General features: G+C 72.1%; 14 protein-coding genes and 1 pseudogene. 9 read left to right on the forward strand and 6 right to left on the reverse strand.

Annotated elements, in window-relative coordinates; all coding sequences use genetic code 11:
• Window positions 1-100, forward strand: a pseudogene (locus ACIQZN_RS21580) (IS481 family transposase); the annotation flags it as partial.
• On the opposite strand, the gene ACIQZN_RS21585 reads toward ACIQZN_RS21580, so the two are convergent.
• The gene (locus tag ACIQZN_RS21585; protein ID WP_403996140.1) at window positions 97-606 is read right to left on the reverse strand and encodes a MarR family winged helix-turn-helix transcriptional regulator; all 510 of its coding nucleotides are present in this window, start codon (window positions 604-606) and stop codon (window positions 97-99) included. The pseudogene ACIQZN_RS21580 and the gene ACIQZN_RS21585 overlap by 4 nt on opposite strands.
• Before the next feature lie 91 nt (window positions 607-697).
• Between ACIQZN_RS21585 and ACIQZN_RS21590 the strand changes: the two genes are divergently transcribed.
• On the forward strand, window positions 698-2,809 hold the full coding sequence (locus ACIQZN_RS21590) for an MMPL family transporter (protein ID WP_403996143.1): 2,112 nt from the start codon (window positions 698-700) through the stop codon (window positions 2,807-2,809).
• A gap of 66 nt (window positions 2,810-2,875) precedes the next feature.
• Here ACIQZN_RS21590 and ACIQZN_RS21595 read toward each other — a convergent pair whose 3' ends face one another.
• The gene (locus ACIQZN_RS21595) at window positions 2,876-3,451 is read right to left on the reverse strand and encodes a TerD family protein (RefSeq protein WP_391265871.1); all 576 of its coding nucleotides are present in this window, start codon (window positions 3,449-3,451) and stop codon (window positions 2,876-2,878) included.
• A 443-nt stretch (window positions 3,452-3,894) separates the two neighbouring features.
• On the opposite strand from ACIQZN_RS21595, the gene ACIQZN_RS21600 reads away from it, so the two are divergent.
• The 5 genes from ACIQZN_RS21600 to ACIQZN_RS21620 all read left to right on the forward strand — a co-directional run bounded on the left by ACIQZN_RS21600 (window position 3,895) and on the right by ACIQZN_RS21620 (window position 8,617).
• On the forward strand, window positions 3,895-5,295 hold the full coding sequence (locus tag ACIQZN_RS21600; protein WP_403996146.1) for an LCP family protein: 1,401 nt from the start codon (window positions 3,895-3,897) through the stop codon (window positions 5,293-5,295).
• A gap of 117 nt (window positions 5,296-5,412) precedes the next feature.
• Window positions 5,413-5,826 carry a roadblock/LC7 domain-containing protein gene (locus ACIQZN_RS21605; protein ID WP_403996149.1) on the forward strand — a complete coding sequence of 138 codons (414 nt, stop codon included), beginning with the start codon at window positions 5,413-5,415 and terminating at the stop codon, window positions 5,824-5,826.
• A 199-nt stretch (window positions 5,827-6,025) separates the two neighbouring features.
• A complete protein-coding gene (locus tag ACIQZN_RS21610) occupies window positions 6,026-7,267 on the forward strand; it encodes a DUF6397 family protein (RefSeq protein WP_403996151.1) in 1,242 nt (413 codons plus the stop codon).
• 40 nt (window positions 7,268-7,307) lie between these two features.
• Window positions 7,308-7,796: a GNAT family N-acetyltransferase gene (locus ACIQZN_RS21615; RefSeq protein WP_403996154.1), complete on the forward strand. Its 489-nt coding sequence runs from the start codon at window positions 7,308-7,310 to the stop codon at window positions 7,794-7,796.
• Window positions 7,797-7,984: 188 nt separating this feature from the next.
• Window positions 7,985-8,617: an LAETG motif-containing sortase-dependent surface protein gene (locus ACIQZN_RS21620; RefSeq protein WP_403996157.1), complete on the forward strand. Its 633-nt coding sequence runs from the start codon at window positions 7,985-7,987 to the stop codon at window positions 8,615-8,617.
• 86 nt (window positions 8,618-8,703) lie between these two features.
• On the opposite strand, the gene ACIQZN_RS21625 is transcribed toward ACIQZN_RS21620, so the two are convergent.
• Window positions 8,704-10,875, reverse strand: a complete 2,172-nt coding sequence (locus ACIQZN_RS21625; RefSeq protein WP_403996160.1) for a SpoIIE family protein phosphatase — start codon at window positions 10,873-10,875, stop codon at window positions 8,704-8,706.
• A gap of 189 nt (window positions 10,876-11,064) precedes the next feature.
• Between ACIQZN_RS21625 and ACIQZN_RS21630 the strand changes: the two genes are divergently transcribed.
• Complete coding sequence (locus ACIQZN_RS21630) at window positions 11,065-12,135, forward strand: enoyl-CoA hydratase/isomerase family protein (RefSeq protein WP_403996163.1); 1,071 nt, start codon at window positions 11,065-11,067, stop codon at window positions 12,133-12,135.
• A 34-nt stretch (window positions 12,136-12,169) separates the two neighbouring features.
• Here the strand turns inward: ACIQZN_RS21630 and ACIQZN_RS21635 are convergent, their stop codons facing one another.
• Window positions 12,170-12,397, reverse strand: a complete 228-nt coding sequence (locus tag ACIQZN_RS21635) for a hypothetical protein (protein WP_073862049.1) — start codon at window positions 12,395-12,397, stop codon at window positions 12,170-12,172.
• A gap of 89 nt (window positions 12,398-12,486) precedes the next feature.
• Window positions 12,487-12,972, reverse strand: coding sequence for a hypothetical protein (locus tag ACIQZN_RS21640; RefSeq protein WP_403996166.1), 486 nt, complete (start codon window positions 12,970-12,972; stop codon window positions 12,487-12,489).
• 136 nt (window positions 12,973-13,108) lie between these two features.
• Here ACIQZN_RS21640 and ACIQZN_RS21645 point away from each other — a divergent pair, with 136 nt between their 5' ends.
• Complete coding sequence (locus tag ACIQZN_RS21645; protein WP_403996169.1) at window positions 13,109-13,963, forward strand: pentapeptide repeat-containing protein; 855 nt, start codon at window positions 13,109-13,111, stop codon at window positions 13,961-13,963.
• Between the two features lie 4 nt (window positions 13,964-13,967).
• On the opposite strand, the gene ACIQZN_RS21650 is transcribed toward ACIQZN_RS21645, so the two are convergent.
• On the reverse strand, window positions 13,968-14,474 hold the full coding sequence (locus ACIQZN_RS21650; protein ID WP_403996172.1) for an SRPBCC family protein: 507 nt from the start codon (window positions 14,472-14,474) through the stop codon (window positions 13,968-13,970).
• Window positions 14,475-14,567 lie beyond the last annotated feature (93 nt).

The following is a 14,567-nucleotide window of genomic DNA, read 5'->3' on the forward strand; positions in this document are numbered from 1 at the left end:
AGACTTCCTCCACACCTACAACCACCACCGCTGCCACACCGCACTCGGAGGCCAACCCCCGATCAGCCGCGTCAACAACGCTGCGGGTCAATACATCTAGGCCCCCGGACCGGTGCGGCGCAACTGCGCCAGCTCCTCGTTCATCGCCTGCAGAAAGCGGATCACGACACGCAGCTCGTCGTCGGCGAACTGAGTGCGCGCCGCCTCCGTGCCCGCCGCCAGCGGTTTGAAGAAGTCACGGGCCACATGTTTCGCGGCGGCCGCGTAGTGAAGATGCACCACACGCCGGTCGCTGCTGTCCCGTACCCGCCGGATGTGTCCCGCGCGTTCCAGCCGGTCCAGACACGCGGTGACCGCCCCCGAGGTGAGATTCAGCTGTTCACGCAGCCGCCCCGGTGTCATGGCGTGACCGCCCTCGTCCCGGTCGGCGTCGAGGATGGCGACGAGGGCCTGCATATCCGTCGGGTGCAGGCCCTGTGCCTGGGCGAATTCATGTGCGATGCGGTTGAACTCGCTGTTCATACGGCGCAGCAGTACAGCGAACGATTGAAGGCTCGTGGGCCCGTCGTCCGTGCCTCTGTCCGGGCTCTCGTCTGCGGTGCGCATGCCTCTACACTAATATCTCTTGATCATTGAGATAATGAATGACCGAGAGACTTCGGGTCATGTGTGTCATGTGTCGATCCCTGAGGAAGCAATGAAGCCCCCACCGAGGCACCGCATCGTCCGCTGGCTCCTACCCGTAGCCCTGCTCGTCGTCTGGCTCGGAATCGGCGGGGCGCTCGGCCCGTACGCCGGAAAGCTCGGCGAGGTGGCGACCAACGACCGGGCGGCGTTCCTGCCGCGCAGCGCCGAGTCGACCCAGGTCGCGGACGAGCAGAAGGCGTTCCAGCGGGCCGGGACCGTGCCCGCGATCGTCGTCTGGACCGGCGACGACGGGGGGCTCCCGGACGGCGCCCGCGCGTCCGCGACCCATGCGCTCGCCTCCCTGTCCGGCAAGCCCGGCGTGGTCGGCGCACCGTCACCCGCGCTGCCGTCCGAGGACGGCGAAGCCCTGTCTGGCGTCGTACAGCTCCGCTCCGACCTCGGCGACGAACTCCCGGACACCCTGGACCGGGTGCGCGCGGCCGCCGGATCGGTGGCGGGCACGAGCGCCGAGATCGCCGGGCCCGCGGCCACCCAGGCCGACCTCAAGGACGCGTTCGCCGGGATCGACGGACTTCTGCTGGGGGTGGCGCTCGCCGCCGTCCTCGTGATCCTGCTGCTGGTCTACCGCAGTGTGCTGTTGCCCCTCCTGATCATCATCAGTGCCGTCTTCGCCCTCGCACTGGCCTGCGCCATCGTCTACGTCCTCGCGGACCACGACGTCGTCCTCGTGGACGGCCAGGTCCAGGGCATCCTGTCGATCCTGGTGATCGGGGCGGCCACCGACTACGCGCTTCTGCTGACCGCGCGCTTCCGCGAGGAACTGGCGGTCCACGGCGACCGGACGACCGCCGCCCGCGCGGCGCTGCGCCGCTCCTTCGGCGCCATCGTCGCGAGCGCCGCCACGGTGGCGCTGGGGCTGCTCGCGCTGCTGCTCAGCGATCTGACGAACAACCGCGCCCTGGGGCCCGTCGGCGCGATCGGCATCGTCTGCGCGGTCCTGAGCACGATGACCTTCCTGCCCGCCGTGCTGGTGCTGTGCGGGCGGGCGGCTTACTGGCCGGCCAAGCCGCGCCCCGTGGACGAGGCGACCGGCGGGCACGGGATCTGGCGCCGGGTCGCCGCGCGCGTCGACGGGTCGCCGCGCAAGGTGTGGCTCTCCTGCGCGGTCCTCCTGGTCGCCTGCGCCGCGTTCGCCCCCACCCTGAAGTCCCACGGCGTCCCGCTGGACGAGATCTTCGTGAACGACGCCCCTTCCGTCTCCGCCCAGGCCACGCTGAGCAAGCACTTCCCGGGCGGCTCCGGGAACCCGGCCGTCGTCATCGCCGACGCCGACGGCGCCGACGAGGTGACCGCCGCCGCCGAGGCGACACCCGGGGTGGCCGCTGCCGCGCCCGTCACGGCGTCGGGCCGGCCCGGCGGGGGCAAGCCGCTCGTGGTCGACGGCCGGGTCCGCGTCGACGTCACCCTGAAGGATGCGGCGGACAGCGACGGAGCGACGGAGACCGTCAAGCGGCTGCGTACCGCTGTGCACGACGTACCCGGGGCGGACGCGCTCGTCGGCGGCTACACGGCCCAGCAGTACGACACCCAGCGCACGGCCGAACGCGACCGGAACATCATTGTTCCGGTGGTGCTCGTCATCATCCTGCTGATCCTGATGGGCCTGCTGCGGTCGGTCCTGGTGCCGGTGCTGCTGGTGGCCACCGTCGGCCTCAACTTCCTGGCGACGCTCGGGGTCTCCGCTCTGGTCTTCACGCACGCCTTCGGCTTCAGCGGTACGGACGCCTCGGTGCCCCTGTACGGATTCGTGTTCCTGGTGGCCCTCGGCGTCGACTACAACATCTTCCTGATGTCGCGGGTCCGCGAGGAGGCGCTGGAGCACGGAGCACGCCAGGGCATGCTGAGGGGCCTGGTGAGCACGGGCGGCGTTATCACATCGGCGGGCGTGGTGCTGGCCGCCACCTTCGCCGCGCTGATCGTGATCCCGCTCGCCTTCCTCGCGCAGATCGCGTTCATCGTGGCCTTCGGCGTCCTGCTGGACACACTGGTGGTGCGGTCGCTGCTGGCGCCCGCGCTGGTCGTGGACATCGGGCCCAGGGCGTGGTGGCCGAGCGCCATCAGTCGTAGCGCGCGGGAAGGGGAGCCGTCGCACTCCGAGTGACGGCAGCCCGGACGCAGCCGGCCCGGCCACCGCTGACGCGGAGCCGGGCCGGTGGGGCGGTCACCCTCAGACGTTCACGCCGAAGTCCTTCGCGATACCCGCCAGACCGGAGGCGTAACCCTGGCCGACCGCGCGGAACTTCCACTCGCCGCCGTGCCGGTACAGCTCGCCGAACACCATCGCGGTCTCCGTCGAAGCGTCCTCACTGAGGTCGTACCGCGCGAGCTCCACACCGTTGGCCTGGTTCACGACGCGGATGAACGCGTTGCGCACCTGGCCGAAACTCTGCCCCCGGCTCTGCGCGTCATGGATGGAGACCGGGAAGACTATCTTCGCGATGTCGGCGGGGACCGCTGACAGGTTCACGTTGATGGACTCGTCGTCGCCGTCGCCCTCACCCGTCAGGTTGTCCCCGGTGTGCTGGACGGAACCGTCCGGGCTGTTGAGGTTGTTGTAGAAGACGAAGTGCAGGTCGGAGACCACCTTTCCGTGATCCGCGCACAGCAGCGCACTGGCGTCGAGGTCGTAGTCGGCCCCCGTCGTCGTGCGTACGTCCCAGCCCAGGCCGACCGTCACCGCGGTCAGGCCGGGCGCCTCCTTCGACAAGGAGACGTTGCCGCCCTTGGCCAGGGTCACACCCATGAACTTCCTCCAATGATCCAGTGGTTCACCGACCGCGTGCCGCACGTTCCAGCCGCCCGCGGTCCGGCCGTCGCCCGGAGCGGACGGCGGCTGTCCCCTCACTCTTCAGGAAACGCGAGGATTTGCCCAGGGCGCGGGTGGCGTCCCACGTGATTCATCGAGGGGCGCGCGGGGAACACGCCCTGTGCCCCACCGGCTTCCGGTGTCTTCCGGTCAATGTTTCCCGTGGCCCTGTGGGGAGAGGGGATCGGACTGACGATGGTCAGGTCCGGGGGCGCACGAAGCCACCGCACGTCACGACCAGAAAACCGCACAACTGCACGACCGTACGGGCCGCCGGGAGGCGGACCCGCGCGGCAGCCGTACGAACGGGGTGGCCCATGGCAAGCAGGAACAGAGCGACAGGGGCGGGGAGGAGGGGGAGCCGGCTGCGGCGGACGGCGGTGTCCGCGCTGTCCTTCCTCGTCCTGCTGGTCGCCGGGATCGGCTGGGGATATCTGAAACTGACCGGTGATATCGACACGTTCAGCGCCGACGGTGTCTCCGGAGACCGGCCACCCGGTTCCTCCGGCGGGCAGAACGTCCTGGTCATTGGGTCGGACACCCGCTCGGGCAAGAACAAGGGGCTGGGCGGAGCCACCGGTGAGGTCGGGCGCTCGGACACGGTGCTTCTGCTGCATGTTTACGCCGATCGTAAGCATGCCGTGGCGGTATCCGTTCCCCGTGACGCCATGGTCGACATCCCGGCCTGCCGGAAGCCCGACGGCAGTTGGACCGCCCCGCGCCACCACAGCCAGTTCAACGGGGCGTTCTCGGTGGGGGAGACCGTCGAGGGCAACCCGGCCTGCACCCAGAACACCGTCGAGCAGCTCACCGGACTGCGCGTCGACCACACCGTCGTCATCGACTTCGCGGGTTTCTCCGCGCTGACCTCCGCCGTCGGCGGAGTGCAGGTGTGCCTGCCGAACGACATCCATCAGCGCGACCTCAACCCCAAGCGCACCACCCGGGGCACCCTGGTCTTCGAGAAGGGCGCGCAGACGGTCTCTGGCCAACGGGCCCTCGACTACGTGCGGCTGCGCCACGGCATCGGTGACGGCTCCGACATAGGGCGGATCAAGAGGCAGCAGGCATTCGTCGCCTCTCTGGTCAAGAAGATCAAGTCACGCGGCATGAACCCCACGACCCTTCTGCCGCTGGCCGACGCCGCCACCGACGCGATGACCGTCGACCCCGGGCTCGGCTCGGCCGACAAGCTGCTCTCCTTCGCCCTCTCGATGAAGAACATCGACCTGCACAACACCAAGTTCGTCACCGTTCCATGGCGGTACGAGGGTGAGCGCGTCGCCGTCGTCGAGCCGGACGCCGACGCGCTGTGGGCCGCGCTGAAGGCCGACCGCCCCCTCGACGCCAAGGCGGACACCACCGCGTCCCCCAAGGCTTCTCGGTCCCCCGTATCGGGTGAGGGCATTCAGGTCGCCGTCTACAACGGCACCACGGTGCCCGGACTCGCGGCCAAAGCGGCCGGGCTTCTGCGCGCACAGGGCTTCACCGTCACCAACACGGCCACCGCGCAGGACCAGACCCGCTCCGCGACCGTCGTCGCGTACGGCCCCGGGCTCCGGGACGAGGCCCGCACCACGGCAGGGCTCTTCCCCGGCGCACGGATCACCGAGTCCGCCGACGCGGGAAGCGGCATCCAGGTCACCGTCGGACAGGACTACGCGGACGGGCCGTCCGCCGCACCCGACGCCGCGTCCGCCACGCCGGAGGTGCCGGCCGCGGTCGCCGACGAGGCCCGGTCGGCGGACGACGACCCCTGCGAGAACCTCTCCTACGGCTGAGCGGAGGTGGCCGCTTCCCGCCCTGTGCCGGGAGCGGCGTGCTTGCCCGTACGTGGCCCGTGCGCAAGGCTTGCCCACAGCGAGGCACGGGGAACGCGTGAACGGGGAGGAAACAGAATGGCGATGGACAGGGGACTCGACTGGCTCCTGGACGATCTCACCAAGCGGGTGGCGCACATACGGCACGCCCTGGTGTTGTCGAACGACGGTCTGGTGACCGGTGCGAGCACCGGGCTCGCCCGTGAGGACGCCGAGCACCTGGCGGCCGTCTCTTCGGGGCTGCACAGCCTGGCCCGTGGTTCGGGCCGGCACTTCCGTGCCGGAAAGGCGCGGCAGACCATGGTGGAGTTCGACGAGGCGCTGCTCTTCGTGACGGCGGCGGGGGAAGGCAGCTGTCTGTGCGTGCTGAGTGAGGCGGAGTCCGACGTCGGCCAGGTGGCGTACGAGATGACGCTTCTGGTCAACCGGGTGGGACCGCACCTCGGCGTCGACTCACGGCAGGACGGGACCGGGGGAGTCAACCGGCTCTGAAGTCCCGGACGCACTCCGGCCGCCGCCGGGTCCGTGGAGTTATCCACAGGCTCGGCGGCGGTTGACTTTCCCGGACTACTCTGGTTGCAGAGAGTAATCGTGCTAACGGGGGAGTGACGTCATGGCAACGACGAATCAGCAGAAGAACGAGGTTTTTGAGGTCGATTCAGGTCCTGGGAAGATGTCGGCGCCGGATACCGTGCGTGACGGAACGGGGTGCACGTTCGGCGCGGCCCGCGCCGCTTCGGAGCTCGGCCTCAAGCGGAACGAGTTCGACCTCGCCGTGTACCTGGGGGCGGTCCGGGCGAGGAGCGGGCCGGACGGCCGGCCCAGGATCGACCACGAGGAGATCGAGCGCCTGCGGGCCCAGGACGGATTCCCCGGGGCTCTACGTGAACGGGTGCGCACGGTGGGGACCGCCGAGGGGGCCCAGCTGCTCGGGATCAGTCCGGTCCGGTTCACCCGGCTCGCCCGGGCCGGATGCCTCACACCCGTCGCCTTCTACCTCAACCGGTACCGGGCGGTGGTGTGGGTCTATCTCGCCCAGGAGCTCGAAGCGCTGGCCTCCCGATCGCCGGAGCTCCTGGTGGGCAACAGCCCGCCCTGGATGCGCGGCCGGCTGGACGCCGGTGCCGACTGGCGGCCGCGCAACTGGCGCTCCCGTCGGATCGAGCGCCTGCTCGCCCTCACGGACGACCCATGGGTGCGCGCGGCGATCGTCGCCCAGGCCCTGGATCCGGTCCAGCTGGCGGAGGTGGTGGACGACCCCTACGAGCGCGCCCACTTCGCCAGGGTCAGGCCGGAGGCGGTGTTCGGACGACGAGGGTCGGTCGCCGGCCGCGAGGCGATGGACCGGCTGATGCCTGCCGACGAACCGGACGAGATCCTGTGGCGCCGGATCAGCCTGATCACGGAGCTGGACGCCGCTCGGGAAGCGCGGCCGGCGCCACGGCCGGGGGGCGGGGCGAGGGACGGGCTGGGGGATGCGGTGGGTGGGGCGTTTTCCGGTCCGGCCGACCGGGTGCAGCCGCGCGGGCCGGGCGGGGCGGCGCTGCCCGGCGAGCCGGCCGGGCCCGGACCTGAGCCAGCTGAGCCCGGAGCGGGGCTTCCCGAGGCCGGACCGGGGCTTGCCGAGCTGGGGCCGGGTCTTCCCGCACCTGGACGGGGGCTTCCCGGGCCCGGGTTTGCGGCTTCAGTGCCGGGGTCCGTCCCCGTCGGGCACACCCGCCTCGGAGGCTCCCCGGGGTTGCTGGCCAGGCTGCGGGGTCGCGCGGCCCGGGGGTTGGGGCTCCGCCGGCCCCGGCGCGGCGGGCTGGCGCGTGCGGTGCGGCCCGGCGGGAGGCGGAGGGCCGGAGGGCGGATCGGTGCGTACGCGGGGCGCGGCGACGAGCCCGGACCGGGTGGCCGGCCCGGGCGGGGCGGAGCGGGGCGCTCCGGATAACCGCTGGTGATCGCGGGCCCGGCCAGGCATCCTGGGCGCCATGTTGATCAGGGAAGCCACCCCCGAGGACTGGCCCGCCATCTGGCCGTTCTTCCACGAAATCGTCGCAGCCGGTGAGACCTTCACCTACCCCCTCGACCTCCAGGAGGAAGACGCCGCCGACTGGTGGCTCCTGAAGCCGCCCAACCGGACCGTGGTCGCGGTGGCCGACGACGGCACCGTCCTCGGCACGGCGAAGATGAACAAGAACCATATGGGCAACGGATCGCACATCGCCAGCGCCAGCTACATGGTCGACCCCCGGCACTCCGGGCAGGGAGTCGGACGCGCCCTGTGCGAGTACACCATCGACTGGGCGCGCACGGCCGGGTACCGGGCCATGCAGTTCAACGCGGTGGTGGAGACCAACACCGCCGCGGTCAAGCTGTACCGCTCGGTGGGCTTCGACATCCTGGGCACCCTGCCCGAAGGGTTCAACCACCCCGTCGAGGGCTTCGTGGGGGTCCACATCATGCACCGCCGGCTCTGAGCACGGGACGGGGCGCCGGGGACGAGCGGGCGGTGCCGGCCTGTGTCCGGCATGTCCCAACCAGCGACGGTGTGGGGGTGGTTGTGACGCGGAAACGGCTGAGGGGCGGGTGCACACAGTGGGGAAGGGGGCAGTACTGTGCCCTGCACCGCCCATACGGGCGCGAAACATCTGCGGAGGAAATATCCATGACCATACCCAGGAGATCGTGGCGCGCAGCGGGAACTCTCGTCGCCGCCGCGGTGGTCGGCCTCTCCGGCGCGGTCCTCACCGCCGGTCCGGCCGCAGCTCACACCCCCACCTGGGACGTGACCTGTGACGAAGTGAGCCTGCACCTCACCCAGTACAACGCCGATGTCACCAACGAGGTGACCGTCACCGTCGACGGCAACGCCCTGCTGCCGACGGAGAAGTTCGGCAAGGACTTCGAGAAGAAGCTCGCGCTGCCGGAGCACGACCAGCCTCTGACGGTGTACCTGGTCGTCAAGGCCGGGGACGGCGACCAGTACTCGAAGGAAGACACCAAGCAGGCGCCGGTGTGCGAGGACACCCCGCCGTCGAAGACGACGCCGACCCCGACCGAGTCGAAGCCGTCCGAGACGCCCACCACGGCGTCCCCCAGCGCGACCGTCAAGCCGAGCGAGTCCGCTCCGTCGTCGTCCGCGCCCGCCGCGGCGACGCCGAGCCCCAGCTCGCCGGACCTGGCCGAGACCGGTTCCTCGTCCGCCACGCCGATCATCGGTGGCGCGGCGGTGGCCGTGCTGCTGGCGGGCGGCGGCATCATGTGGTCGGTGCGCAAGCGCCGCACCGCACAGCACTGACGTAGACCGCGCCGCCCGGACGCGTACAGCGAAGGGGCAGCGGGGCCGAGGGGCGTACCGTCACGCGCGACGTGGCGGTACGCCCCTCACCGTTGTCCGCCCCCGCCTCGCGGACCGCCCCCGGGTGGTGCCGAACCGTGCCGGTGCACGGGGGGCGTGGTGGGCGGAGCGCTCGGTCCGATCTCGCACCAGACCGCCTTGCCCTCGCCCCGGGGCTCGATGCCCCAGCGCGTGGACACGGCGTCGAGCAGCAGCAGCCCCCGGCCCGATGTGGCGGTCTCGCCCGGTGACCGGCGGCGGGGCCAGGCGCTGGACCGGTCCTGCACCGAGAGCCGCACCCGGCGGACCGGCTCGGGCAGCACCTCCAGGGTCAGGACGGCCCCGCCCTCCGTGTGGAGCAGCACGTTCACCAGCAGCTCCCCGGTCACCAGCTCGGCGTCGTCGGCCAGTTCGGCCATGTCCCAGTCGGTCAGGGCCTGGCGCACGATGGTCCGCGCCTCGGACAGCCCTTCCGGGTCGGCCTGGTGGATGTACTGGTGGAGCCTCGGCGCCTTGGGCGACCCCGGGTCCGGGCTGCGCCGCAGCACCAGCAGGGCGACGTCGTCACCGGAGCCCCACCGCTCCCACAGCCGGTCCGACAGATGGTCGGCCAGCGCCTCCGCACCCGCCGGTCCCGCGCTGACCTCGGTGATCAGGGTGCGCACCCCCGCGTCGATATCGGCGCCCGGCTCCTCCACCAGCCCGTCGGTGTACAGCACGAGCGTCTCGCCCGGCACCAGGTCGAGCCGGGTCTCCGGATACTCCTCGTCGCCGAAGTCGGTCGAGATGCCCAGCGGCATGCCGCCACGCACCCGGGGGCTGCCGACCCGGCCGTCCATGTGCCGGATCAGCGGCCCGAAATGACCGGCCCGCACCACTCGCACGGTCCCGGTCTGCAGATCGACCTGGGCATAGGCGCACGTCGCGAACCGGTCCGTGTCCAGCTCGGCGAGGAACCGCGAGGCACGGGCCAGCACCGTGGAGGGCGGATGCCCCTCGGCGGCGTACGCGCGCAACGCGATCCGGAGCTGTCCCATGATCGCGGCCGCGTGCGTGTCGTGCCCCTGGACGTCGCCCACCACGATCCCGAACCGCCCCTTGGGCAGGGCGATCACGTCGTACCAGTCACCGCCGACCTGGCGGCCGCTCCACGCCGCGTGGTAACGGACCGCGATCTCGCCGCCCTCGATGTCATGGATGCGGCGCGGCAGCATCGCGGACTGGAGCCCGGTGGCGAACTCGCGCTCCTCGTCGAACAGCTTGGCCCGCTGGAGGGACTGGGCGACGATCGCGGCGAGCCCGAGGCACAGATTGCGCTCGTCGGCCGTGAACGCGGTGCGCTGCCGGTAGAACAGGGCCAGCCCGCCGAGCGTCCTCGCCTGGGCGACGAGCGGCAGATAGGCCGCCGCCTGGAACCTCAGCCGGCCCACGTGCGGCTCCAGCACCGGGTAGCGCCGCGTCAGCGCCGCCAGCGAGCCGACGAAGCGGGGGCGCCCGCTGAGCACGGTGTCGGCCAGCGGATACGTCGGGTCGAGCCGGCCCGAGCCCAGGTCGTCCAGGACCTCCAAGGACTCACCGCTCAGCGCGATGACGTTCAGCGCCGCGTTGTCCAGCAGCCCGAGCGCCAGCCCGTCCGCACCCAGCCGCGCCAGCCCGCCGGGGCCGGTCAGGGCGGCGGTCACATCGTCCACCGTCACCGCACGCGACAAGGCACTCGTCGTACGTTCCACTATGTCGGTCTGGCGCCGTCGCCGTTTTTCCAGCTCCAGCACGAAGTCCGAATGGGTGACCTCGGCCGTCGCGTCCCGCACCAGCCCGATGACCCGGCGCGCCCTCCCGTCCTCGCCGCGCAGGATGCGCCCCTGGACATGCGTCCACTGATCCCGGCCGTCGGCGAGCGGAATCCGGAAGTGAACGTTGTACGAGCTGCCCGCGCCGTTCAGCGCCTCGTCCGTCGCCACGCCCAGCCGGGAACGCTCCTCCGGTTCCAGCACCTCCGCCAGGGACTCCGGTCGGGCGTCGAAAGCGGCCGGATCCAGACCGAAGACCAGCAGGCCCGCCTCGTCCATGTCCAGAGTCCAGGCATCGAGGTCCCAGTCGAAGCTGCCCGTCCGGTTCAGGGCGAGCCGCTCCGCCGTACCGGTCTCGCCGACCGGCGTCCTGCCCTCCGGCCGGCCGGGCGGGCCGGGAACGACCGGGGGCCGGTTCTGATCGGTCATTCCAGCTCCGAGGATCGTCCGGCGGGTCCGCCGTACGGCGTGCCTCAATTGTCCGGCCGGTCCGGCGCGCCTGCCACAGCGGAAACCACCCCGCACCGACCACCCCTCCGGGGCCCGCGCACAATGGCAGCGGAGGATCGTCCCCCGACCGGCGGACGGCACGGCACCCGGGCTGAGCGGAGCGCACGCATGAACCACGAGGACCCCGTCCTGCTGCACACCGAAGGACGCGTCCGCCATCTCACGCTCAACCGGCCCCGCGCCCTGAACGCGCTCAACCACGCCATGGTGCGGCTCATGGCCGACGCGCTCGACGCGGCCGGCAGCGACGAGGCCGTCGTCGCCGTGCTGCTCACCGGCGCGGGGGAGCGCGGCCTGTGTGCCGGCGGCGACATCCGTGCCGTCCGCGACGACGCCCTGGCCGGAGGCACCGCCTCGCTGGACTTCTGGCGGGACGAGTACCTGCTCAACGCACGGATCGCCCGCTTCCCCAAGCCGTACGTCGCCCTGATGGACGGCATCGTCATGGGCGGCGGCGTCGGGGTCTCCGCCCACGGCTCCGTCCGGATCGTCACGGAGCGCTCCCGCATCGCCATGCCGGAGACCGGGATCGGGTTCGTCCCGGACGTCGGCGGAACGTACCTGCTGGGAGCCGCACCCGGCGGACTCGGTACGCATCTCGCGCTCACCGGCGAGGCGGTCGGCGCGGCCGACGCGCTGCTCTGCGGACTCGCCGACCACTTCGTGCCCGCCGAAGGGCTGCCCGCTCTCGTCGCCGCGCTCGCCGAGTGCACGACCCCCGAGGCCGTCACCGCGACCGTCGCGGACCACGCCTGCCCCGCCCCCGGCGGCGAGCTCGCCGCGCACCGCGCCTGGATCGACTCCTGCTACGCGGCGGACACCGTCGAGGAGATCGTGGACCGCCTCACAGGCCACGGGGACCCGGCCGCCAAGCAGGCCGCGGCGACCATCCTGGCCAAGGCGCCCACCTCGCTCAAGGTGACGCTCGAAGCCGTGCGACGGGCGCGCCGCCTCGGCGGACTCGAAGCCGTCCTCGACCAGGAGTACCGGGTCTCGACCGCAGCCTTCGCCGGACCCGACCTGGTGGAGGGCGTCCGCGCCCAGATCGTGGACAAGGACCGCAAACCCCGCTGGCACCCCGCCGACCTCGCCCAGGTCACCGCCGAGGACGTGGCCCGCCACTTCGCGCCCCTCGGCGACCGCGAACTCGGCCTCGCACCGCTCCCCGAGGCCGGCTGAGGCACCTCCGGCGGGACCGCCCCGGCGCCCCTTCTCAGTGGCCGCTGCCCGTCAGGCTCGGCCGGAGCGACCCGACCAGTTCGAAGAACCGCGTCTCGTTGCCCGCGAACCCCGCCCGCCGGAGCGCCCCGTCCGCCTCCTCCATCGGTGACGTGAGCAGCGGCAGGTACACCGGGGCGTCGTCCGGGTCGGAGAGGGCGGCCCGGGTGGCCTCCAGTAAACGGACATACGCCTGCGCCGCCGCGAGTTCGTCCTTGCGCATCTCAGCATCTCCAGGTCAGAGGTGTCGGACCCCAACAGCATCCCCCATGGGTCTGACAACGGCGGCCGACGAGGGGCACGGCACGGCGGCTATCGGCCGTCCGGCCGACCCGCCGGCGGCTCGACCTCCAGGAACCGGCGACCGCGCGGCCCCCGGTACAGCAGCGCGGTCCAGCCCAACTCCCGCAGCGCCCCCGCACACCGGGTCAGCTCACTCTCCTCCTCGTACGCCGCCCCGCTCCCGGCCGGCCCCGGCCACTCCACCCGCACCGTGCCCGGCGACGCCCCCTCCGTCACCCGGTAACCCTTCGCCGTGCGCCCCCCTGACGGGCCGACGGCCGAGGCGGGCAGCCCCGCGGCTTCCAGGGCCAAGGCCACGGCCCGTACCGGACGGTGCAGTTCCCACGGCGCGGGCACCGACTCCGGGTCGGCCCGGCCGCCGTTCGCCAGCCGCCTGATCTGCAACAGCCCCGCCAACGCCGACCGCACCGAAGCCGTGCGAGCCGCCGCATCGCCGGAAGCCGGCGGACCGTCCCCGGTCGCCGGTTCGAACCCGCTCTCCCCCTCGCCGCCCATCCGCGACCCCCTCCGTCCCGTCCCCGTGAAGCACTGCTGCCAGTGTGCGCCGCCCCACCGACAACGGCGGACCGGACGCGAAGCCGATAGGCTCCGGTGCTGCTCGTGAACACCGCGCCCCGAAGGATCCACCCCTGTGCCCGACACCGACCGGCCCTCCGGCACCGACCGCCAGGACGGCGACGGCCGTGATGCCCTGCGCGCCGACTGCGGCAGCTGCTTCGCCCTGTGCTGCGTGGCGCTGACGCTCACACGCTCCGCCGACTTCGCCGTCAACAAGGCGGCGGGCACGCCCTGCCGGAACCTCCGCGACGACTTCCGCTGCGGCATCCACTCCCGGCTGCGCACCGAGGGGTTCCCCGGCTGCACCGTCTACGACTGCTTCGGAGCCGGTCAGAAGGTGTCGGTGGAAATCTTCGGCGGCCGGGACTGGCGCGCCGCACCGGAGACCGCGCGGCAGATGTTCGAGGTCTTCCCGGTCGTCCGGCAACTCCACGAGCTGCTCTGGTACCTGACGGAGGCGGCCGGCCTCGCCCCCGCCCGCTCCCTGCGCGGCGAGATCCGGCGCACCCTCGAAGCGACCGAAGCCCTGACCCGCCTCGATGCCGCCGCCCTGGAGAAGCTCGACGTGGCCGCCCACCGGGGCGAGGTCGCCGTGCTCCTCGGACGCGTGAGCGAACTCGTACGCGCCACGGCCCCCGGTCGCAAGAAGCGCAGCCACCGGGGCGGCGACCTCATGGGCGCCCGGCTCGGGAAGGCGGACCTGCGGGGCGCCGATCTGCGCGGCGCCTACCTCATCGCGGCGGACCTCGGCGGCGCCGACCTGCGCCTAGCGGACCTCATCGGCGCGGACTTCCGGGACGCGGACCTGTCCGGCGCCGACCTGACCGGGGCGCTGTTCCTGACCCAGGCGCAGGTGAACGCGGCCCGGGGGAGCGGCGCCACCCGGCTCCCGGCGTCGCTCGGCCGCCCCGCGCACTGGACGGCGTGACCCGTCAGGCGTCCGGGGACTCCAGGGCCGCCTTGAGGCGTTCGAGCGTGGTGCGGATGTTCCGGCGCTGGAACACGGCGAAGGTGTGCCCCCGCGTGGCCACCCGGTCGAAGGCGTTGGCCACGACGTCCGGCCAGGCCCGGCGGTCGTCCGTCCAGGTCTCCGTGACCCGGGTGCCGCCCTCCACCGCCTCGAAGCGGTACTCCCACGTGGCGATCGGCCCCCGCAGCAACGGCCGCCGCGCACCGATCGCGTGGACCCGGAACGCGAACCGCCGCCCCGGATCTGCCACCGTCACCGTGCACCGTGTCGTCCAGCTCACCGGCCCCCGCTTGTTGCGGCCGTCGAAGACCATGCCGACGTACGCCTCGCGGCGGTCCCCCCGCACCCGCGCCCCCAGGTTCTCCGGGCTCCAGCGCCCCATAGCGGTCGGGTCGCTCAGCCGGGCGTACACCTCCAGCGGTCCGGTGTGCACGACGATGCTGTCCGACACGGACATGGTGCGTGGCATGGAGCACTTCCGTTCCGCGGCCGGCTGCGGTCACCACGGGCGTCGGACCGGCCGCACGGCCGACGGGCTCCCGCCCCCACACCTTACTGACCG

The organism is Streptomyces sp. NPDC097595 (assembly GCF_044761525.1).
Classification (GTDB): domain Bacteria; phylum Actinomycetota; class Actinomycetes; order Streptomycetales; family Streptomycetaceae; genus Streptomyces; species Streptomyces drozdowiczii_A.